Genomic DNA, 19,808 nt, shown 5'->3' on the forward strand with positions numbered 1-19,808 from the left:
TGGGAGGGGGAATCAACCCCACAGTTCTATTTGCGATCACGGTGGCGCAGAGGGCGCTAGCGTGGTTGTCTGGTCAACAGGGAGGAACCAATGACCATTTCCAACTTCACCCGTCGCGCCGTCGTGGGGCTGATCGCCGCGGCCGGTATCGCCGCACCTGCCGCTGCCGAGGTCGATTTCTCGGGCAAGACCATTGAATGGGTCATCCCGTTCTCGGAAACGGGTGGCTCCGCCAAATGGGCCAACTTCTTTGCGCCACTTCTGTCCGAAGCCCTGCCGGGCCAACCCACTGTTGTTGTGAAATTTATGCCGGGCGCTGGTTCAACCAAAGGCGCAAACTGGTTCCAGGAGCAGAGCCATGATGACGGCACGCTGCTGTTTGGCACCTCCGGTTCAACTCAATTCCCATATCTGCTGAGCGATCCTCGCGTGCGCTATGAATACAACGACTGGATCCCGGTTATGGCGTCGGGAACCGGTGGTGTTGCCTATCTGAATGCCGAAGACGGAGCAAAGTTTGATGGTTCCGCGAACGCACTGAAAGACACAAACTTCATTTACGGATCGCAGGGCGCGACACGCCTTGACCTTGTGCCGCTGCTGGCATGGCAAATGCTGGGCATGAGTGTTGAGCCTGTTTTTGGCATCAAAGGCCGTGGCGATGGTCGTCTGATGTTCGAGCGAGGTGAAGCCAACATCGATTATCAGACCTCGTCCGGCTATCTGGGTGGATCGGCCCCGCTGGTTGAATCCGGTCAGGCCGTGCCGATGATGACCTGGGGGGCGCTGGATGCGGATGGTAATATCGTCCGTGACCCGACCTTCCCAGATATCCCGACATTTAAGGAAGTATGTGAAGCCACCGATGGTTGTGAAACCAGCGGTGAGGCATGGGATGCGTGGAAAGCGTTCTTTGTAGCCGGGTTCCCGGTTCAGAAGCTGGCGTTCCTGCCGGGTGATACACCTCAGGAAGTGGTCGACGCATACACAGCAGCGTTCCAGGCTGTGACGGAGCGCGGCGACTTTGCCGACATCTCCTCAAAGCGCGTGGGCAAATACCCAGTGTTCGTAGGTGACGGCTCTAAAGCGGCATTGCAAACCGCGACAAACGTCGACGACAACGCCAAAGCCTACGTTCTGAACTGGCTCAAAGAAGCCTATGGTGTCGAGCTGAACTAAGCCCAAACACCACCGCGCGTGCCCCAATGTCGGGCGCGCGCTTTTCCAAACACAAGACAATTTATGAAAGGCGGCCGCTATGGAGGTTTTCGCCACAGCTGTTCCTGCGCTTAGTGACGCGTGGGGTCTGATCCTGCAACCTATCGTTCTGGGATATCTTGTTCTCGGTGTCGTTATGGGACTGGCCGTAGGTGTTTTCCCTGGGCTTGGCGGTATTGCTGGTCTGTCGCTATTGCTGCCTTTCATGTTCGGTATGGACCCGATCCTTGGATTGGCGTTGATGATCGGGATGGTCGCCGTTGTGCCGACCTCTGACACCTTCGCGTCAGTTCTTATGGGCATCCCAGGTAGCTCTGCCTCGCAGGCTACGGTGTTGGATGGTTTCCCGATGGCGAAGAAAGGCGAAGCCGCGCGGGCATTGTCAGCGGCCTTTGCTTCATCGCTTTTCGGCGGTTTGGTCGGTGCAACTTTTTTGACCATGTTCATCCTGGTCGCGCGGCCCATCGTTCTGGCATTTGGTCTGCCCGAGATGCTGATGATCACCATTCTTGGCTTGTCGATGGTCGCTATCTTAGCCGGACGTATCCCACTGAAGGGTGTCGCGGCCGCAGGGCTGGGTTTGATGGTCGGTACGATTGGCGAGGCGGACGCAGGCGGGTCGCTGCGTATGGCGACTTATGACATTCCCTACCTGACCGATGGTTTGAAGTTGGTCATCGTTGGCTTGGGTATTTTTGCGGTGCCGGAAATCGTCTCGCTGCTGCGTCAAGACCGATCCATTGCTAAGGGTGCCTCACTGGGCGCGGGCTGGCTTGATGGCGTCAAAGACTGGGCTGCAAACATCTGGTTGTCAGTCCGCTGTTCAATCATTGGCGTGGTTGTCGGTGTCATTCCCGGCCTTGGTGGCTCGGTTGTTGACTGGATCGCTTATGGCCATTCGGTTCAATCGACTAAAGATAAAAGCAACTTCGGCAAGGGTGAAGTGCGGGGTGTCATTGGACCGGAAAGTTCGAACAACGCCAAAGAAGGTGGAGGGCTGGTTCCAACCCTGCTGTTCGGCATTCCCGGTTCCGGCTCTATGGCAATCTTCATCGGTGCGGTCGCCCTGTTGGGGTCCGGCGATATCGAGGTCGGCCCAAGCATGCTCAAGGACAACCTCGATATTACGTATTCGATCGTCTGGCTGCTGGCATTGGCCAACGTGGTCGGCACCATCCTATGCATCGCGGCCTCCGGCGGTATCGCCAAGCTCACGACGATCCGCTTCACTTATCTGGCGCCATTCCTATTCATGCTGATCAGCTTCGCAGCGTTCCAGTCCGGACAAAACTTCGAAGACCTTCTGGCCCTGTTTGTCATCGGCTTGATCGGTATCTTCCTGCGCCGCTTTGACTGGTCGCGCCCGGCCTTTCTGATCGGCTTCGTTCTGTCGAACCCGGTTGAGAAATTCACCAACCAGGCGTTCCAGATCGCTTCGTTCCGCTTCCGCAAAAGCTTTGCAGAAGGCATGGAATATGTCTTTAGCCCGATCGTGATCGTCCTTATCGTGGTCACTGTGGTTTCGGTCATTCTGGGCATTCGGCAGGCCAAGATGATCATGGCCGAAGGTGAGGTCAAATCCGGAAGCAAGCGCGCGCCGCTGATCTTTTTGCTAGTGATCATGGCCTATCTGATCGTGGCGTTGGTCAATGCCAACATGATCCCTGACTACAACATGACCGACAAGATCATCCCGCTTGTGATCGGCAGCGTGTCGCTGTTCTGCTGCGTCATTCTGTTGATCCAGATGATGCGGCGACCCGAGGGGGATGCGATCTTTGCTGACAAGGAACTCGCCGGCGAAGATGCGAGCGCGCCACATGGACTTTGGTCAACGCTCGCCTGGTTTGCAGGTTTGATCGCGGCCACTTGGGTAGTGGGTTTTATCCTAGCCCTGATCGGGTTCCTGATCGCATTTTTCCGCATTCGCGCCGGGTCCAGCTGGCAGATGACGCTGCTCCTGACGGCTTGTGGCATCGGTTTCATGTGCTTCATGGCCGGCGCTTTGAACAGGGATTTCCCGCCGGGTCTGCTGCAAGACATGGTGAACCTGCCATGGCCGCTCAATTAAGCGCTCCACGGTTGCCCGGCCGGCCAATCTGGCGGGCTGGGCAGCGCTGAAATTCGAAATATCAACGGTTTGTAAAGGAGGGTTCGCGATGACCCAGACAGCAATCCCATATGTTTTCATGCGCGGCGGCACTTCCCGAGGACCTTATTTTCGACGCTCTGATCTGCCCGAAGATTTGGACACTTTGGCCGATGTTCTGGTCGCTGCCATCGGGGCTGGACAAGCGCTCAACATCGACGGGATCGGTGGTGGTAACGCAGTGACGACCAAAGTGGCGATGCTTTCAGTCAGCGAGGACGAATGGGCCGATATCGACTATTTCTTCGCGCAGGTTTCTGTTGATGAAAAGCGGGTCGATTTCAAACCCACCTGCGGGAACATCCTCTCAGGAGTTGGTCCAGCTGCGATCGAAATGGGATTGTTCCAGCCCAACGGCGATGAAACCGAAATCCGTATTCGCGCTGTCAATACAGGCGCCCGTGTCGTTACCAAAGTGCAGACCCCGGGCGGTGAGTTGGTGTACGACGGCGATGTGGAAATCGCCGGAGTCCCCGGCCATTCTGCACCGGTGCAGCTGAGTTTCATGGGCGTTGTGGGTTCGGCAACTGGTGCATTTCTACCCACTGGAAATTTGCGCGATACAGTGCAGGGGGTCGAGCTAACTTGCATGGATGTCGCTGTGCCGATGGCGATAGCCCGAGCTGAGGATTTCGGACTGACAGGATATGAAAGCGTCGAAGAGCTGGATGCCAACCGTGCTTTTTTTGATCGGATGGAGGCCGTGCGGATCGAAGCCGGAGAACTGATGGGTATGGGGGACGTCTCGAAATCGGTAACTCCGAAATTCGGGTTGATCGCACCCGCCAGAGAGGGTGGAACTCTTGCGGTTCGGTATTTCATGCCATGGAAAACTCACCCGACACTGGCCGTTACAGGTGCGCAATGCATGGCGTCTTGCGCTTTGACGCCCGGTACCGTCGCCGACGGTTTGCTTGATCGCCCGAATTCAAGCCCGGCTGAAGTTGTGTTGGAGCACGCTTCAGGCAAGATCGACGTTCTGGTGGACTTCTCGAACGTCGGGGAGTTCAACGTTATTTCTGCCGGTCTGGTGAGGACTGCGCGTAAATTGGCAGATGGACATGTTTATGTACCGGAATCTGAGTGGAACGGCAGTTGAAGTAGCAATCCTCATTAAGTATACTATGGTATACCTAATAAGGATACCACGATGGACGACTATTCCGAATGCCTTGATATCGCGCGTCAGGAACTCAGGCTGGCGCAGTCGGCTCTGCGGAAGGATATCGCGGAATACCCAACACCGATTGCCGGTTGCGATGAGCAATTCAACCATCTGTTGGATCAACGCGAACGGGTTCGCAATGCGCTTGAAGCACTCGATAAACTTGATTTTGTGCCGACGCCAAGAAAACTGAACAAAAGTCAGGGTATAGAAAGTCGATGAAAGTTCACATTCTGGATGATTGGTTCGATACACTGCAGGACCTTCCCTGCTTCGGAAAACTGTCCGACCATCACGTGAAGGTCTGGACAGATCATGTCGAGGATACCGGCGAATTGGCCGCACGCTTGCAGGAGGCTGAGGCGCTGGTTTTGTTTCGCGAGCGCACCAAGATCACCCGGGATTTGATTGAAAAACTTCCAAACCTGAAATTGATCAGTCAGCGCAGCGTGTATCCGCATGTCGATTTGCAGGCATGCTCGGATAATGGCGTGCTGCTGTGTTCGAACATGCATGGTGGGACGCCTTCATATGCCGCAGCCGAACTGACATGGGCACTGATCATGGTCGGGATGCGCGATTTGCCTGCGCAGATGGCTTCGGTCAAAACGGGGCGTTGGCAGGCCGGAGTTGGCAAGACTCTGAGAGGGCGACAGTTGGGACTGTATGGATATGGGCGTATCGCCCGCGCTGTTGCTGGCTATGCCGAGGCATTCAAGATGAATGTGGTTTGGTGGTCTTCGGATGAAGGTCGGGCACGCGCGCAGGCCGACGGCGTGCAGATTGCTACAAGCCGCGAAGCGTTCTTTGCCAACAGTGATGTTGTCTCGGTCCATGTTCGCCTGAAGCCCAACACGAACGGTATCATCACAGCGTCAGATTTTTCGCAGATGCAACCGGGCGCGATGTTTGTGAACACCTCCCGGGCCGGGCTGATCGCTCCGGGTGCTTTGTTGGACGCGCTGAACGCTGGTCGCCCTGGGAAGGCCGCAATTGATGTCTTCGATACCGAGCCGCTCACCGACCCGAATGACCCCTTGCTATCGCACCCAAACCTGATTGCGACACCACATATAGGTTTTGTGACTGAGGACGAATTCGACCTGCAATTTGCAGACATTTTCGATCAGGTGAATGCCTTTGCTGAAGGTGCCCCTATTCACATGATCAACTCCGAGGTTTGGACCAGCGCAGAATAAGGTTGGCTGCTATGGGCGCGCCGATGATTACCAGCACGATCCTTGTCAGGTGGTGCGTGATCACAAAGCCCAGATCCGCGCCAGAAACGATGGCCAAGACCGTCATCTCTGCCTGTCCGCCGGGGGCAAAGGCCAAGAAAGCCTCAACCGGCTGACCGAAGCCCAACGTAGTGACAACGGCGGTGAAAGCGGCTGCGAGGATCGCAAGGACGATGACATAGGCGAAGCCCGCTGCAACCACCCGGCGGAGTTCGACCCAAGTGACGCCCACGAATTTCACGCCGATCCCGCAACCAATAAAGAATTGCGCTGCAAGTATGGCCTCGCGAGGCGGTCGAGTATGAATAAAATCACCCAGTGACAGAGCCGCTGTCAGGATCATTGGACCGAGGATAGATGCTCCGAACAGGCCGATCCTCTCACCGCCTTTCCAGCCTACAAGGGCGGCCAGTACCATCAGCGCCAACTCATGTATTGGCAGGTCGCGCGCAGGCTCTCCGATTGGGTTGGTGAGCTGGGCATCGTAGAACACTGTCAGAAACAGTGGGGCCAGTGCCACGATGATCAGCACGCGCGTACCGTGGATCAGGGATAGCGTACGCGGGTTGGCGCCTGCTTCGGCGCCAAAGATGATCATGTCCTGCAATCCGCCTGGCATGGCAGCATAAAACGCGGTCGTGGAGTCAAAACCCCAAATCTTACGAAAGAATGGTACGCCTACCAGCGCGATCAGCAGGATGAAGAACGGGACCAGTGCTATAGACGCGGCCATCTTCGGCAATCCGACAAAAAGTGCAGGGGTAATCGAAGCCCCAACTGCAACGCCGAGTATGGTGCGCGCTGCAACCGATATCTGACCAAAACCTTCCATAGGGGCATGCGCTAGGGCGGCGATCAGACACGCACTCATTGGGCCGAATAGAAAGGGCAGTGGCAGGTTCAACGCCCAAAATACTCCGGTGCCCAGCAGCGCAAGGACCAGTGTTACGGCCCGCTTTGTCAGGAAAGAGGGTGTTTTGTTTTGGGTGGACAAGGCACGGCTTTCGATAATATTGACTCATATCGTATCCAAATGTATACAAGTGGACGCAAGAATACAAGTGAGCGCTCGATGACCATTCAAGACGACCCCTATCAGACTGGCCCACAAGGCAATTCAGCGTATCAACACCTGCTGGATGAGATTCGGGATGGCACACTTCAGCCTGGCGAACGCCTACGCGAGATTGAGTTGTCAGAACGATTAGGCGTCAGTCGCACCCCTGTGCGCGAAGCTATCCGGCAGTTGGAGTCCGACGGGCTGGTAACTCATGTGCCACGGCAGGGCGCAACCGTACGCAGCCTCGATTATGCCGAAGTAATGGAGCTTTATGAGATGCGCGCGGTGCTCGAGGGAACCGCGGCACGACTAGCGGCACGTGCAGCGTCGGATGTCGAATTGGACGAGCTGTGCGTTTTGAATGATCGCTTGGCCGAGGCTGGCACAGGCTCGGAAGCGGCTCGGATCAACCGGATTTTTCACGCCACACTTTTGGACGCAGCAAAGAATCGGTTTCTTTCCAAGTCTATGTTGTCTTTGCAAAAAGCGCTGTTGATCCTTGGGCCATCACAATTGCTGGAGGGTGACCGGGCCGAGACAGCAGTGGCCGAGCATAAGCGCGTCATGGCTGCCTTAAAGGCCCGCGATGGCGCTGCGGCTGAAAAAGAAATGCGCGCGCATATTCAGGCCGCACAACGGATGCGTATTCGAGCGTTGCAAGAACGCGACCGGACAACCGACGAAAACCATTAGGTAGACAGGATATGACCACCCAAAAGGAAGCTTATGACATCGCTGTGATCGGCGGCGGGAATGCTGCTCTATGCGCTGCAATGACTGCTGCCGAGGCAGGCGCCCGTGTTCTGATTCTCGAGACAGCGCCAAAACCCTATCGTGGTGGAAACTCCCGTCATACGCGCAATTTTCGTTGTATGCATGGTGCACCTCTGGGTCCGCTGATCGAAAAATACAGCGAAGATGAGTATCTTGAAGATCTGCTCAAGGTCACTGGCGGCAAAACCGACGAACGTCTTGCTCGCCTCGCGATCCGAACCTCCGAGGAATGCCTTACGTGGATGGAAGAACACGGCGTGAGGTTTCAACCATCCCTGTCCGGGACACTGTCACTGGCGCGGACCAACGCCTTCTTCATGGGGGGCGGGAAGTCTCTGGTGAACGCCTACTACCGCACCGCGGCAGCTTTGGGCGTTGACGTGCTATACGAAGCTGCCGTGACGCATCTTGAACTGAACGGCGATCAGATTGAGTGGGTAGACTATACCTATGAAGGCCAGTCTCATCGCATCACGCCCAAGGCCGTCATCGTTGCTGCGGGCGGGTTTCAGGCAGATACCGATTGGCTCACTCGCGCATGGGGCGCGCCTGCGAAGAACTTCCTGATCCGGGGAACGCCCTATAACCGGGGCGTGGTGCTGGCTGATCTGCTGGATCAAAGCGTCGAAAGTGTTGGGGACCCGACCCAGTGTCACGCCGTTGCCATCGACGGGCGCGCGCCGAAGTTTGACGGCGGTATCGTCACTCGTTTGGATTGCGTGCCGTTTTCGATCGTCGTGAACAAAAATGCCGAGCGGTTTTATGACGAGGGCGAAGACGTCTGGCCCAAACGTTATGCGATTTGGGGGCGTCTGGTCGCCGCGCAGCCGGATCAGGTGGGCTATGTGATCATCTATGCGAAGTCGCTGAACCTGTTCATGCCCTCGGTGTTCCCTCCGCTAAAGGCGGACACCTTGGAGGAACTGGCTGGCATGATGGACCTACCCGCCGACAAGTTGAAGGCAACCGTTAGTGAATTCAACGAAGCTTGCGGCGACACCAGCGGATTTCATCCAACCGAGTTGGACGGGGTCACAACCTCGGGTCTGACGCCACCCAAAACCAACTGGGCTCGTCCGATCACCGATCCGCCCTTCTATGGCTACTCGCTGCGTACTGGCGTGACCTTCACCTATCTGGGGCTAAAGGTCGACGATACGGCCCAGTGTTCGACACCAGACGGCAAGATCAAAAACCTGTGGGCCGCGGGCGAGACGATGGCGGGTTCGATCCTTGGGCAGGGGTATCTGGCCGGTTTCGGCATGACCATCGGGACCGTTTTTGGACGCATCGCAGGACGTGAGGCTGCAGCCTATGCAAACTGATCTTTTTCAAGAAGCTCGCCGACAGGCTGAGATATGCAACGCCTGCCGGTACTGCGAGGGCTACTGCTCAGTCTTCCCGTCGCTGCACGCGGAACGCGCGTTCTCGGATGGAGACATCACGCAACTGGCTAATTTGTGCCACAACTGTCGAGGTTGCTACTATGCGTGTCAGTACACGGCACCGCACGAGTTCGATCTGAACCTGCCGAAAGCTCTGGCCGAAGTGCGGCGGGACACTTGGGAGAGCTTCGCCTGGCCCCAACCTCTGGCGCGGCGGTTCCATACTCACGGTGGCGCGATCGCGCTGGCCCTCGTCATCGGTTTTGCCGTGATGTTCTGGGCAATTCGCGCTGTTGGTTCCAGCGGAGGTGAAGGGTTCTATGCCGTCCTGTCCCATAATGCGATGGTCGCAATTTTCGCGCCGGCATTCTTGTTGCCACTCTTTAGCTTGGCTATCAGCCTGAGGCGCTATTGGGCGGAGGTAGGTGGCAAACCCATCCAATTGTCTGATCTGACTGCTGCGTTCAAACGCGCTGGCAAGATGCAGGACTTGGCCGCAGGCCACGGCGAGGGTTGCAACTTCGAGGACGAAGACCGGTTCAGTCAGGGCCGACGCCACATTCACCACGCCATCATGTACGGCTTCCTGCTGTGCTTTGCCTCGACCTCGGTGGCGACGATTATGCACTATGGGTTCGCGTTACACGCGCCCTACGGGTTCTGGTCCCTGCCAAAACTCTTTGGGGTTTCAGGCGGTATTCTGCTGACAGTGGGTTGCGGAGCTATGGTTTTTCTCAAGCAAAAGTCTGATCGCGAGCTTGGTGACCCGTCCGCATGGGGCGGCGAAATCGGGTTTGTCCTGTTGCTCGGATTTGTCGGGCTGAGCGGGCTGGTCCTTTACGTCCTCGGTTCAACTGATCTGATGCCCGCGCTGCTTGCCATCCACCTTGGATCGGTTCTGACGTTCTTCCTGCTCATGCCATACACCAAGATGGTTCATGGCTTCTATCGACTTGCAGCTTTGATCAGAGACGCGCAGCGTAAGAGAGAATTGTCAGTTGGTTGCTAGCAAACGTCCAACGCCGAGGGAGTAAAAAGTCGCAATTCAAGCGCATTTTGATGCCCTTTCTCGCTTCGTTCCAGCACCCCGGGTGGCGGTCAACTTCCGGATTGGGTCTGTTTACTGTGATTGACAACATCGACACGAAAGGCAGCTTTGTCCGCGTAGGGGTCACTCGAACAGAGCCCAGCAAACGGCTGCTCTGAGCCCTTTGCGGGCGTTAATCCTAGCTGACCAAAAGCAGCGTTGTTTGCGGCCATAAGTTTCCAATATACAGTTGCTGGATGCTCAATCAGAAGTTGGTGGTGAGCGTTGGCATAACCGCCCGCGCCATGCTTAAGGATCACCGGAACTACAAGTTCTTCCTCGTCAATCAAATGGAGAGACAACATACTCTCAAGTCTATTCGTCTCTTCGAGAAACTTGCGGATCTCTCGAGAAGATTGGAGTTTTGCATTTATCGCGGCGTTCGCCGCTTTAACGTACCGATGCAAGACATCATCCAAAGCGTGGTTATCACGGTCAAGGATTTCGAAGCCGCGCTTAATCCGGAAGTCTTTCTTCGCCAATAAAGGGAAGTAGTGTGCGTCCTCTATATTGTGATGACCGTTCAGTTCTCCAACCAACATCGAGCCAAGCTTTGCTACGTGCGCCTTGAAGACCATCCGGTCCGTTTTTTGGTCCAAATGTTTCTTGGTTTCAGTCGTCAGCATTTCCAAAAGCCGACGGAACATCATGTGGCGGTCCAGCCAAAAGCGGACGAGTCCTTCAAAGCCTGGATGTTCTTCCCAGCCTTTGCGGGGATACTCTCTCTATTCTACAGTCAGTCAGTTTAGAGGGTATTGCCAAGTTGTTGGCGGCAGATTGTGCTTCTTTGGCGGAGGCTGGTTCACGCCACCATTTCATCGGTGTAGCCGGCCAATAGGCTGAATGCATCGGAACAGGCGTGGCGGTATGAAGTTGCTGTGAGTTGACAATGGCGGGGGCGGAAGATCTTGTTGATCTGGTCATGCGTAGACAAAATCCTCTGAGCCTGCCCCTAGACATCCAACGTGTGCTCTTTTTCCCAGCGTGAGAAATGACTGACGAAAGAGTTCCACTCCTGATGTTTCATTTTCAGGTAGGCTGCGGAGAATTCCAGGCCCATCGCCTCTTTCAATGCGCCATCCTTGTCATATTCACGCAGCGCATCCAGCATGTTCAGCGGCAGTTTCGGTGCATCGTCCACGGTGTGGCCTTCTGCATACATGTCGATGTCATAGCGACGGCCCGGATCGGCCTTTGACCGAATGCCCGACAGACCTGCCGCAATGACCACCGCCTGCAGCAGATACGGGTTAGTCGCGCCATCGGCCAGGCGCAGCTCGAAACGGCCCGGCCCGGGAACGCGAACCATATGGGTGCGGTTGTTGCCCGTCCATGTTACGGTATTCGGAGCCCACGTGGCACCTGACATCGTGCGCGGCGCGTTGATGCGTTTGTAGGAGTTCACGGTCGGGTTGGTGATCGCCGCCAGCGCACTGGCGTGCTTCATGATCCCGCCGAGGAAATGCTTGCCCTTCTCGCTCAGGCCAACCTCGCCCGTTGGACCGTCACCTTTACCGGCAAACACATTGGTTGTGGCATCCGCACCGGGCGCATCCCAAACCGAGATATGGGCATGGCAGCCATTGCCCGTCAGACCTTCGACCGGCTTAGGCATAAAAGTAGCGCGGAAGCCGTGCTTCTCGGCCACCGATTTGGTCATGAACTTGAAGAAGGAGTGTTTGTCGGCGGTCTTCAGAACATCATCAAACTCCCAGTTCATCTCGAACTGACCGTTGGCGTCCTCGTGGTCGTTCTGATACGGACCCCAGCCCAGTTCCAACATATAGTCGCAAATCTCGCGCACCACGTCATAGCGGCGCATCACCGCCTGCTGGTCGTAACAGGGCTTTTCGGCGGTATCGAACGGGTCGCTGATCTGTTCACCATCCGGGGTCAGTAGGAAGAATTCGGCCTCGATACCGGTTTTCACATGCATACCCTCGGCGGCGGCCTCGTAGATCAGGCGGCGCAAGACGTTGCGGGGTGCTTGGGCGACATCCTCGCCCTCCATAACGCAATTGCCCGCAACCCAGGCGACCTCGGGTTTCCACGGCAGTTGGATGACCGAAGACGGGTCAGGCACAGCCAGCATGTCGGGATGCGCCGGGGTCATGTCGAGATAGGTGGCGAAGCCCGCGAAACCCGCCCCTTCCTGTTGCATGTCGGCAATCGCTTGCGCAGGAACCAATTTGGCCCGCTGCCCACCGAACAGATCGGTGAACGAAATCATGAAATACTTGACGCCTTTTTCCTTAGCGAAAGCTGCCAGATCTGTTGTCATGGTCACCTTCCCTTTCCCAGTTGGTTCAAAGAAGAAAGGCGCCGCCCTTTTGGGCCGCGCCTTCGTATTGTTTGCAGTTCAGAACACAGCTTTGCCCGGATACCAGTCGGTGCCCGCCAACGGCACTTTGGCCATCGCAGCCGCCTCCATCGTCAAGGCGCAGAGGTCCTCGGGCTCCAGATTGTGCAGGTGATTGTGACCGCAGGCGCGTGCGATGGTCTGCGCCTCCAAGGTCATCACCTTCAGATAGTTGCGCAGGCGACGACCGGCCTCGACCGGATCCAGACGCGCAGCCAGTTCCGGATCCTGCGTGGTGATGCCCGCAGGGTCCTTCCCTTCGTGCCAATCGTCATAGGCCCCGGTTGTGGTGCCCAGCTTCTGATACTCGGCCTCCCATTTCGGGTCATTGTCGCCCAAAGCGATCAGGGCTGCAGTACCGATGGCCACCGCGTCCGCGCCCAATGCCATCGCCTTGGCCACATCGGCCCCGGTGCGGATACCGCCCGAGATCACCAGTTGCACCTCACGGTGCACACCCAGGTCCTGCAACGCCTGAACAGCAGGGCGGATACAGGCCAGCGTCGGAATGCCGACATGTTCGATGAACACGTCCTGCGTGGCTGCGGTGCCGCCCTGCATCCCGTCCATCACCACGACATCGGCCCCGGCTTTCACCGCCAGCGCAGTGTCATAATAGGGCCGCGTCGCGCCGACCTTCACATAGATCGGCACCTGCCAGCCGGTGATCTCACGCAGTTCGAGGATCTTGATCTCCAGATCATCCGGCCCGGTCCAGTCCGGGTGACGACAGGCCGAACGCTGGTCAATCCCTTTGGGCAAGGTACGCATTTCAGCCACGCGGTCGCTGATCTTCTGACCCAGCAGCACGCCGCCGCCGCCGGGTTTGGCCCCCTGCCCTACGACGATCTCAATCGCATCCGCCTTGCGCAGATCATTGGGGTTCATGCCATAGCGCGACGGCAAATACTGATAGACCAGCTTCGAAGAATGCCCGCGCTCTTCGGGTGTCATGCCACCGTCACCGGTGGTCGTTGACGTCCCAGCCATCGAAGCGCCCCGGCCCAGAGCCTCTTTTGCCGGACCGGACAATGCACCAAAGCTCATACCCGCGATCGTGATAGGGATATCCAGCTCAATCGGCTTTTTGGCAAAACGTGTACCGAGCGTCATCGAGGTATCGCACCGCTCACGGTACCCTTCCAGCGGATAACGCGAGACGGACGCCCCCAGAAACAGCAGATCGTCGAAATGCGGCACCTTGCGTTTCGCACCGCCACCACGAATGTCGTAGATACCTGTGGCCGCCGCCCGTCGGATTTCCGCGTTGATCGGATTTGTAAAGGTCGCCGACTGAATCGGCATGGTGCGGGGGATGGTCTGATCCATGTCTTTCATACCCTTCATCCTCAGTAAGCGGCAGCGTTGTCGACGTCGAAGTTATAGAGCTGACGCGCCGAGCCATAGCGCTTGAACTCTTCGGGCTTGGCGTCCGATCCGGCACGCATCAGTAGGTCAGTCAAAATTTCGATATGCTCAGGCCGCATCTCTTTCTCGATGCAATCCGCGCCCAGGCTCTTGACCGAGCCACGCACAAACAGCCGTGCTTCGTACAGCGAGTCTCCAAGCGCATCGCCTGCATCGCCGCACACAACCAAATTGCCTGCTTGTGCCATGAACGCGGACATATGGCCGATATTGCCATGCACAACGATGTCGATGCCTTTCATCGAAATCCCGCAGCGCGAGCTGGCATTGCCTTTGATCACCAGAAGCCCACCATGCCCGGTCGCGCCCGCACATTGGCTGGCGTCGCCTTCCACGACAACGGTGCCAGACATCATGTTTTCGGCCACTCCCGGCCCGACCGAGCCCTCAACCCGGATGGTCGCCTGTTGGTTCATCCCTGCGCAATAGTACCCGGTCGAGCCTTTGACGGTCACTTCGATCGGTGCGTCCAAACCCACGGCAATCGCGTGGCTGCCTTTTGGATTCTGCACTTCCCAACTGGTTTGGTTCGTTTCGTCGCTTTGCGCCTGAAGGGCCGCATTCAAACCCCGCAGGCCGTTTTCTGCAACATCATAGGTCTGCATCTCAGTGGCTCCAGAAATAGACAGTGGCGGGCTCGGGCTCCCAGACGCGGGCGTCTTCGATACCGGGCAGATTGACCAACGCGCGGTATTCGCTACCAAAAGCCACGTATTTATCGGTTTCGGCCATCACTGCGGGCTTGCAGGCAATGGGATCACGCACCACCCCGAACCCATCTTTGGTGCCCACAACAAAAGTGAAGAAGCCATCGAGGTCCTTAAGACTGCTCTCCAGCGCCTCACCCAGCGTTGAACCGTTCTGCATTTTCCACGTCAGATAAGCTGCACCAACCTCGGTGTCATTCATGGATTCAACCCGAACACCCTCGCGTTTCAGCTTCCGGCGCAGCGCATTATGGTTAGACAAAGAGCCATTGTGGACCAAGCACTGATCCGACCCGGTGTTAAACGGGTGTGCGCCTTCGGTGGTCACGGCGGATTCGGTGGCCATGCGGGTGTGACCTATTCCGTGGCTGCCGCTCATGGCGGACAGGCTGAACCGGTCGGCCACATCGCGGGGCAAGCCAACCTCTTTGTAAATCTCGATGGCCGCGCCATCCGACATCACCCGCAAACCCGGACGTAACTCTCGCACCGTTTGGCGGGCTTGGTCAGCCTTGTCACCGGCCAACTCCAGAACCGCATGCGTGGAATTTGCGCGCAGGGTCACTTCGGCACCAATGGCGGCCCCAAGATCCACGGCAAGGGTCGCAAAATCCGCCTCTGGCGTGTCGGATTGCACGGTCAGCTTGACTGCGCCGTCCGCCTCGGCCCCATATATCGCGATACCTGCACTGTCCGGGCCACGGTCCGTCATCGTGACCAGCATGTCCGTCAGCATTGAACCCAACTCAGGCTCTAATGCCCTGTCTTTCAAAAAAAGGCCAACAATTCCGCACATGGCTTTTGCCCTCTGAAATTTCGCCGTGAGGAACGCTAGCAGGCCAAAAATCAAAAAACAACTTCAAGAAATATTTTTTCCTGGAGGGAAATATTTGTGCCTAAACCACAAGCACGACACAGCGGGTCCGAAAGACGCACCTCGGGCTTGTCGGGACGATGCAAGACGCGTCAACTCGTTTGCGGATAAGAGATGATGGAAAGGTATTTGGCAGGAAGTTTCACCAAAACCTCGGGCCCGTGCGCCGCGTCTGCGTCGAAAAACAGCGTGTCTCCCGGTTTCAGCGAATAGATATCGTCACCATGACGGTAATCCACCTCACCTTCGAGCATGTACAACATTTCGATTCCGTCGTGCTGAAAGGTTGGGAACCTGTCCGATTCTTCTGTCAGCGTGATCAGGTAAGGTTCGACAACCACGCCACTGGCATTGGCCCCCAAATGGCCTAGCAGATTGTATTGATGCCCGGCTCGTGTACCGGCCCTGTCGGTTTCGACCCCTTTACCAGCCTTGGTATGTACGGCATTGCGCGTTTCCTCATACCGACGAAAGAATGAAGTGATCGGAGTGCTAAGCGCGTTTGCCAGCAACTGCAGCGTCGTCAGCGACGCGGATGTCGCGCCGTTTTCAATCTTGGACAACATGCTGATGGACAGACCGGTCAGTGCCGCCAATTCAGCAATCGTTGTGCCCTGTTGCACACGCAGGGCCTTGATCTCGCGCCCAATCGCAGTTTCCAGGTTCTTTTCGCCGCTGTCCCGAAGCTTGTGCGGGTCCTGCGACAGGGCAACGGGCTGCTCGGGATCGTGTGACTGCGCCATCTGGCCTCCTGATCTCTCATGCGGGTTCATTAAGATGGATCGGCATTTCTCAAGTGATCTGCAAACGACCACAAACCTACTCGCAGATTGTTCAGATATTTAAAACATGCAAGCGCACTCCTCAAATCTCAGTGAAATTGGGCTAATCAGAACACCTCGTAAATACAGTTTCCAAGTGGTTCCGTTGCAAAGTTTTCGGTTGTTCGGAAAACTGCCTTTCATGCAAAAACAGGGCGTTTCGCTCATTACTTCAGATGAGTCCAAAAACCTCTATCACACTCGATAAGTATCCCTTATCAAGCGTTAAGTGGTTTCAAAGCTGTAGAGATACGCTACCCTTTCTGTATGCGCATCCTGTCCGTACTATTCATCCTGTTTGGTTTGCCTGTTCTCTCCGAAGAGGTGGAACTGGAACTCGTTTTGTTGGCAGATGCGTCTGGTTCAATAACCGAGGCGGAAATCGAGTTTCAGCGCCAAGGATACGCTAACGCAATCACCGATCCTCGCGTGCTTGCTGCAATACAGGAGACAGCTTATGGCGCCATAGCGGTGACCTATGTTGAGTGGGCTGCGAATACCGCAATTGTTGTCGATTGGACCAAAATCGATGGAGCAAAAAGCGCACAGGTATTTGCAGAAGCATTGATAGGCCCGCCTCGGCAAGCCTATGGGCGAAATGCAATCGGGGCAGCCTTGCTCGACGCCAAGAGGCTCATAGAGCAGAACGAATTTGAAGGTTGGCGAAAAGTTATAGATTTCTCGGGTGACAGCCCGAACAGTTTTTCAGGACCCGCGATATCAACCGCACGAGAAGAAGTGGTTGCGTCTGGCATAACGATCAACGGGCTTCCAATCCTTTGCCGGTTCTGCGACACGCCGGGCCGTTATCCGGATCTCGCCGAAATCTACCAACAGCAGATAATCGGTGGTATCGGCGCCTTTGTCGTAACTGCGGCGAATGAAGACGATCTTGCAGAAGCAATCCGTCGAAAATTGATCCTCGAAATCTCAGGTTTGGAATCGCCGGCAAACGTAGCGTCCAATTGAGTTCTGCCATCGGAGCAGACCTTTAAGCGCGTAAAAACGTCGACTGATAATCTCCCGAGCATCTTTTGCCAAATTGACCGGAACAATAGGGATCTGTTGGACGTTATTGATGCCGTTACTGTTTAAATATCGGCCTCCAAAGCACCCATCGCCGGCATTTCGTTGAGCCGGTGAATTTATGCTCCTATGGTATTTGGCGTGAGTGAAAGCGCGCGATTTTTCATCTTGTCTGGCCGCGTGGGATCCCCATACCCGCGCGGTCAATTCGTTAAACGTCAGTTTAGTCCGCAGAGCGGTCACTAAGACGGAACGCAGCGAACGGCTGCTCTGAGCCCAAAGGAGACTTAGGCTATGGGCGCAGCATTTGTCGTTTGGGCGGGAAGCGGAAGTTCGCTGCAGCCGCGAGCAAACCTGGCTGCAATGATCGAAGCCGCCATTCAATCGGCGCAATTTCCGGGCTCTGTTCTGCACCGCCGCAGGGCGGCTCCGAGCCCAAAGTGCAAATTTCTGCACCGTGCATCAATGCCGGCAATGCGCAGAATGCTGACTTTGCAAATTTACGAGAACGGCTCAAATGAAATTGCCTTTAACCAAGCAGCAACAAGTTGGGGGTGTCGTCTGGCAAACTTACCGTTCGCAGTATCCCAACAGAATCTCTGAGCGGAACCCGAAATTGCTTCAAGGTTGCGTAAACAACGTTGGTTCCTCACTTTGAGAAAACGTAATCCATAGCAAGATTGAAAGAGAATTAAATGAAACGCCTGTTTCCATCTCTGCCGGAGAACGCGACACTTGGAAGTGTCTATCAAGCCTTTCCAGATAAACTTTCTCCGCTTTGTGCGTACGAAAGCCTTGTGATGAGGGGCGAGAGCGACCTCTCGGTTGCTGAACGTGAACTCATTGCGGCCTATGTCTCGGGATTGAATGCTTGTGCGTATTGCCATGGGGCGCACATCGTTTTCGCCAAAGCCTACGGTATTGAAGTCGAGACAATCGAGGCACTGATGGAAGACCGCGATACGGCGCCCGTCGAGGATCACCTCAAACCGTTGCTGGCATACATTGAAAAGCTCACTGTCTCACCATCCCGAATGACAGAAGCCGACGCTAGAGCAGTCTACGCGGCAGGCTGGTCGGAGAGTGCGCTGTTCGATGCTATCCAAGTTTGCGGTGTCTTTAATCTCGTGAACCGCTTCATAGAAGGAACAGGTGTCCAAAGCCCTGGCACCGACCCAAGAGAAGCGGACGAAGCCACTTTAAACCGATGCCGCAGTGACAGCTTCTATACCGATTTCGGACGAGAGAACGGCCTCGACATCCCTTGAATTGATGTTGTTCTAACGTTCGAAACGCCACGAAAAGCTGGTCCGATAGAGCGGCAGATGCGTCCTTCGCTCTCGGGGTTAAATCATTCGTCGGATCAAGTCGGCGCATTCATTTATTGTTGGTGGATCCATGTTCAAGCCTCAACGATCCGTCCTGCTTTTCGTAGATAACTCAATTTCTGATAAGGTTTTGGGGGCATGTGGGCTTTGTAAGGGTGGAGAGTTGCTTAAATTTGACGCTGAAACAACGAAATTACTTGAAATCGCCTATCAAGGCGCAGAACTGACGCGGCGAAGACAGGCTTCATTCGATGCGCTGTGCCCGGCTCCTGGTGAAACTATTTTGGACATCGGTTGTGGCAACGGGATGTTGACAGTTGAGTTGGCCCGGGCAGTTGGCTCGGATGGCTATGTCATCGGGATCGACCCAAGCGCTGACATGACGGCAGCTGCTAGAGAACGGTGCAGCGACTACGCAAACGTGGAGTTTCGTGCTGGTGCCGCAAATAGCTTGCCCATTGAGGATGAGAGTGCTGACAAGGCCGTCTCGGTACAGGTCTTTGAGTACATCGAAGACGTAGACGGTGCGTTGGCTGACACGCTGCGGTGCGTCAAACCCGGCGGGCGCCTCGTCATCAGCGATCTACACTTTGGCAGCTTGATCTGGTTCAGCGATGAGCCCGACAGAATGCAAAAGATGCTGACATCCTGGAACCAGCACTTTGTGAGTGGTTCCGTCCCGGAAAGACTGCCCGCGCTGATAAAGGCTCGCGGCGACCGTGTGGAAGATGTCTTGTCGTTCACAATGACGGATCACCAGTTGAAGCCTGATGGCCTCGCAATCATGATGATGCACCTCATGAAGCAATACACTGTCGCAAATGACCATGTTGATCCCGCAGTTGCGCAATCGTGGTTTGATGAGCAGCTCAGCCTTGCAAGGACTGGACGCTTCTTCTTTTCGATGACCCAATTTGTTGTCGTGGTGCGCAAAAAGGGGTGATTGAGCTAAGTAAATCGGCCTGGGTTCTTTCGCGGGCTTCATGAAAGTCTCGTATTGGTACTTACTCAATGGCTACAACACAGGTGCGTGGCTGCCACTTCCAGCTTGCAGCTGCATTTGGCGTGATCTAATCGCCTTATTCGGCCGATTGTCACCAAGTGTCGTCAGAACCTTCCTGGATACAGACTCACCATGTTCTGCACGTCAAGCTCACTCGAAAACGCATCGGGATTACTCCAGATCACG

Annotated in this window: 19 protein-coding genes and 1 pseudogene; 12 read left to right on the forward strand and 8 right to left on the reverse strand. The window is 55.8% G+C overall.

Annotated features, from left to right (window positions below; translation table 11 throughout):
- The first annotated feature begins 90 nt into the window (after window positions 1-90).
- From GOV89_RS18025 to GOV89_RS18045, 5 genes are all read left to right on the forward strand, one after another.
- Entirely contained in the window at window positions 91-1,179 is a 1,089-nt protein-coding gene (locus GOV89_RS18025) for a tricarboxylate transporter (RefSeq protein WP_171238759.1), read from the forward strand.
- A gap of 79 nt (window positions 1,180-1,258) precedes the next feature.
- On the forward strand, window positions 1,259-3,289 hold the full coding sequence (locus GOV89_RS18030; RefSeq protein WP_171180458.1) for a tripartite tricarboxylate transporter permease: 2,031 nt from the start codon (window positions 1,259-1,261) through the stop codon (window positions 3,287-3,289).
- Window positions 3,290-3,377: 88 nt separating this feature from the next.
- The gene (locus GOV89_RS18035; protein WP_171180456.1) at window positions 3,378-4,466 is read left to right on the forward strand and encodes a 4-oxalomesaconate tautomerase; all 1,089 of its coding nucleotides are present in this window, start codon (window positions 3,378-3,380) and stop codon (window positions 4,464-4,466) included.
- 51 nt (window positions 4,467-4,517) lie between these two features.
- Entirely contained in the window at window positions 4,518-4,754 is a 237-nt protein-coding gene (locus tag GOV89_RS18040) for a hypothetical protein (RefSeq protein ID WP_171180454.1), read from the forward strand.
- The gene (locus tag GOV89_RS18045) at window positions 4,751-5,731 is read left to right on the forward strand and encodes a D-2-hydroxyacid dehydrogenase family protein (protein ID WP_171180452.1); all 981 of its coding nucleotides are present in this window, start codon (window positions 4,751-4,753) and stop codon (window positions 5,729-5,731) included. The genes GOV89_RS18040 and GOV89_RS18045 overlap by 4 nt, the downstream gene beginning before the upstream one ends.
- On the opposite strand, the gene GOV89_RS18050 is transcribed toward GOV89_RS18045, so the two are convergent.
- The gene (locus GOV89_RS18050; protein WP_216599091.1) at window positions 5,700-6,764 is read right to left on the reverse strand and encodes an AbrB family transcriptional regulator; all 1,065 of its coding nucleotides are present in this window, start codon (window positions 6,762-6,764) and stop codon (window positions 5,700-5,702) included. The genes GOV89_RS18045 and GOV89_RS18050 overlap by 32 nt on opposite strands.
- Window positions 6,765-6,842: 78 nt before the next feature.
- On the opposite strand from GOV89_RS18050, the gene GOV89_RS18055 reads away from it, so the two are divergent.
- From GOV89_RS18055 to tcuB, 3 genes are read left to right on the forward strand one after another with little or no spacing between them, the layout of a single operon-like run.
- Complete coding sequence (locus tag GOV89_RS18055) at window positions 6,843-7,523, forward strand: GntR family transcriptional regulator (protein WP_171180450.1); 681 nt, start codon at window positions 6,843-6,845, stop codon at window positions 7,521-7,523.
- Between the two features lie 11 nt (window positions 7,524-7,534).
- Complete coding sequence (gene tcuA, locus GOV89_RS18060; RefSeq protein WP_171238760.1) at window positions 7,535-8,929, forward strand: FAD-dependent tricarballylate dehydrogenase TcuA; 1,395 nt, start codon at window positions 7,535-7,537, stop codon at window positions 8,927-8,929.
- Window positions 8,919-9,998, forward strand: a complete 1,080-nt coding sequence (gene tcuB, locus GOV89_RS18065) for a tricarballylate utilization 4Fe-4S protein TcuB (RefSeq protein ID WP_171180446.1) — start codon at window positions 8,919-8,921, stop codon at window positions 9,996-9,998. The genes tcuA and tcuB overlap by 11 nt, the downstream gene beginning before the upstream one ends.
- A gap of 89 nt (window positions 9,999-10,087) precedes the next feature.
- Here the strand turns inward: tcuB and GOV89_RS18070 are convergent, their stop codons facing one another.
- The 7 genes and pseudogenes from GOV89_RS18070 to GOV89_RS18100 form a co-directional block, all read right to left on the reverse strand.
- Window positions 10,088-10,738: a hemerythrin domain-containing protein gene (locus GOV89_RS18070; protein WP_256368557.1), complete on the reverse strand. Its 651-nt coding sequence runs from the start codon at window positions 10,736-10,738 to the stop codon at window positions 10,088-10,090.
- Window positions 10,739-10,878: 140 nt separating this feature from the next.
- Window positions 10,879-11,025, reverse strand: a pseudogene (locus GOV89_RS18075) (IS6 family transposase); the annotation flags it as partial.
- Window positions 11,026-11,028: 3 nt separating this feature from the next.
- Window positions 11,029-12,357, reverse strand: a complete 1,329-nt coding sequence (gene glnT / locus GOV89_RS18080) for a type III glutamate--ammonia ligase (RefSeq protein ID WP_171238762.1) — start codon at window positions 12,355-12,357, stop codon at window positions 11,029-11,031.
- Window positions 12,358-12,435: 78 nt separating this feature from the next.
- On the reverse strand, window positions 12,436-13,764 hold the full coding sequence (locus GOV89_RS18085; RefSeq protein WP_171238773.1) for an FMN-binding glutamate synthase family protein: 1,329 nt from the start codon (window positions 13,762-13,764) through the stop codon (window positions 12,436-12,438).
- 20 nt (window positions 13,765-13,784) lie between these two features.
- Window positions 13,785-14,468, reverse strand: coding sequence for a protein GlxC (locus GOV89_RS18090; RefSeq protein ID WP_171238763.1), 684 nt, complete (start codon window positions 14,466-14,468; stop codon window positions 13,785-13,787).
- Window position 14,469: 1 nt separating this feature from the next.
- Window positions 14,470-15,366, reverse strand: a complete 897-nt coding sequence (locus GOV89_RS18095; RefSeq protein WP_171238764.1) for a glutamine amidotransferase family protein — start codon at window positions 15,364-15,366, stop codon at window positions 14,470-14,472.
- 170 nt (window positions 15,367-15,536) lie between these two features.
- Window positions 15,537-16,187 carry a helix-turn-helix domain-containing protein gene (locus tag GOV89_RS18100; protein WP_171238765.1) on the reverse strand — a complete coding sequence of 217 codons (651 nt, stop codon included), beginning with the start codon at window positions 16,185-16,187 and terminating at the stop codon, window positions 15,537-15,539.
- Between the two features lie 345 nt (window positions 16,188-16,532).
- Here GOV89_RS18100 and GOV89_RS18105 point away from each other — a divergent pair, with 345 nt between their 5' ends.
- From GOV89_RS18105 to GOV89_RS18120, 4 genes are all read left to right on the forward strand, one after another.
- Window positions 16,533-17,234: a DUF1194 domain-containing protein gene (locus GOV89_RS18105; RefSeq protein WP_171238766.1), complete on the forward strand. Its 702-nt coding sequence runs from the start codon at window positions 16,533-16,535 to the stop codon at window positions 17,232-17,234.
- A 351-nt stretch (window positions 17,235-17,585) separates the two neighbouring features.
- Window positions 17,586-17,894 (forward strand): hypothetical protein, encoded by a 309-nt coding sequence (locus tag GOV89_RS18110; RefSeq protein WP_171238767.1) that lies wholly within the window; start codon window positions 17,586-17,588, stop codon window positions 17,892-17,894.
- Between the two features lie 92 nt (window positions 17,895-17,986).
- The gene (locus GOV89_RS18115) at window positions 17,987-18,559 is read left to right on the forward strand and encodes a carboxymuconolactone decarboxylase family protein (RefSeq protein WP_093964968.1); all 573 of its coding nucleotides are present in this window, start codon (window positions 17,987-17,989) and stop codon (window positions 18,557-18,559) included.
- Window positions 18,560-18,782: 223 nt separating this feature from the next.
- Window positions 18,783-19,562: a methyltransferase domain-containing protein gene (locus GOV89_RS18120; protein WP_093965079.1), complete on the forward strand. Its 780-nt coding sequence runs from the start codon at window positions 18,783-18,785 to the stop codon at window positions 19,560-19,562.
- Window positions 19,563-19,808 lie beyond the last annotated feature (246 nt).

The organism is Ruegeria sp. HKCCA5763 (assembly GCF_013034545.1).
Lineage (GTDB): Bacteria > Pseudomonadota > Alphaproteobacteria > Rhodobacterales > Rhodobacteraceae > Ruegeria.

Coding starts and splice junctions, on each gene's coding strand:
- GOV89_RS18025 (WP_171238759.1), top strand. CDS start 91: ATGACCATTTCCAACTTCACCCGTCGCGCCGTCGTGGGGCTGATCGCC.
- GOV89_RS18030 (WP_171180458.1), top strand. CDS start 1,259: ATGGAGGTTTTCGCCACAGCTGTTCCTGCGCTTAGTGACGCGTGGGGT.
- GOV89_RS18035 (WP_171180456.1), top strand. CDS start 3,378: ATGACCCAGACAGCAATCCCATATGTTTTCATGCGCGGCGGCACTTCC.
- GOV89_RS18040 (WP_171180454.1), top strand. CDS start 4,518: ATGGACGACTATTCCGAATGCCTTGATATCGCGCGTCAGGAACTCAGG.
- GOV89_RS18045 (WP_171180452.1), top strand. CDS start 4,751: ATGAAAGTTCACATTCTGGATGATTGGTTCGATACACTGCAGGACCTT.
- GOV89_RS18055 (WP_171180450.1), top strand. CDS start 6,843: ATGACCATTCAAGACGACCCCTATCAGACTGGCCCACAAGGCAATTCA.
- tcuA (WP_171238760.1), top strand. CDS start 7,535: ATGACCACCCAAAAGGAAGCTTATGACATCGCTGTGATCGGCGGCGGG.
- tcuB (WP_171180446.1), top strand. CDS start 8,919: ATGCAAACTGATCTTTTTCAAGAAGCTCGCCGACAGGCTGAGATATGC.
- glnT (WP_171238762.1), bottom strand. CDS start 12,357: ATGACAACAGATCTGGCAGCTTTCGCTAAGGAAAAAGGCGTCAAGTAT.
- GOV89_RS18085 (WP_171238773.1), bottom strand. CDS start 13,764: ATGGATCAGACCATCCCCCGCACCATGCCGATTCAGTCGGCGACCTTT.
- GOV89_RS18090 (WP_171238763.1), bottom strand. CDS start 14,468: ATGCAGACCTATGATGTTGCAGAAAACGGCCTGCGGGGTTTGAATGCG.
- GOV89_RS18095 (WP_171238764.1), bottom strand. CDS start 15,366: ATGTGCGGAATTGTTGGCCTTTTTTTGAAAGACAGGGCATTAGAGCCT.
- GOV89_RS18100 (WP_171238765.1), bottom strand. CDS start 16,187: ATGGCGCAGTCACACGATCCCGAGCAGCCCGTTGCCCTGTCGCAGGAC.
- GOV89_RS18105 (WP_171238766.1), top strand. CDS start 16,533: ATGCGCATCCTGTCCGTACTATTCATCCTGTTTGGTTTGCCTGTTCTC.
- GOV89_RS18110 (WP_171238767.1), top strand. CDS start 17,586: ATGGGCGCAGCATTTGTCGTTTGGGCGGGAAGCGGAAGTTCGCTGCAG.
- GOV89_RS18115 (WP_093964968.1), top strand. CDS start 17,987: ATGAAACGCCTGTTTCCATCTCTGCCGGAGAACGCGACACTTGGAAGT.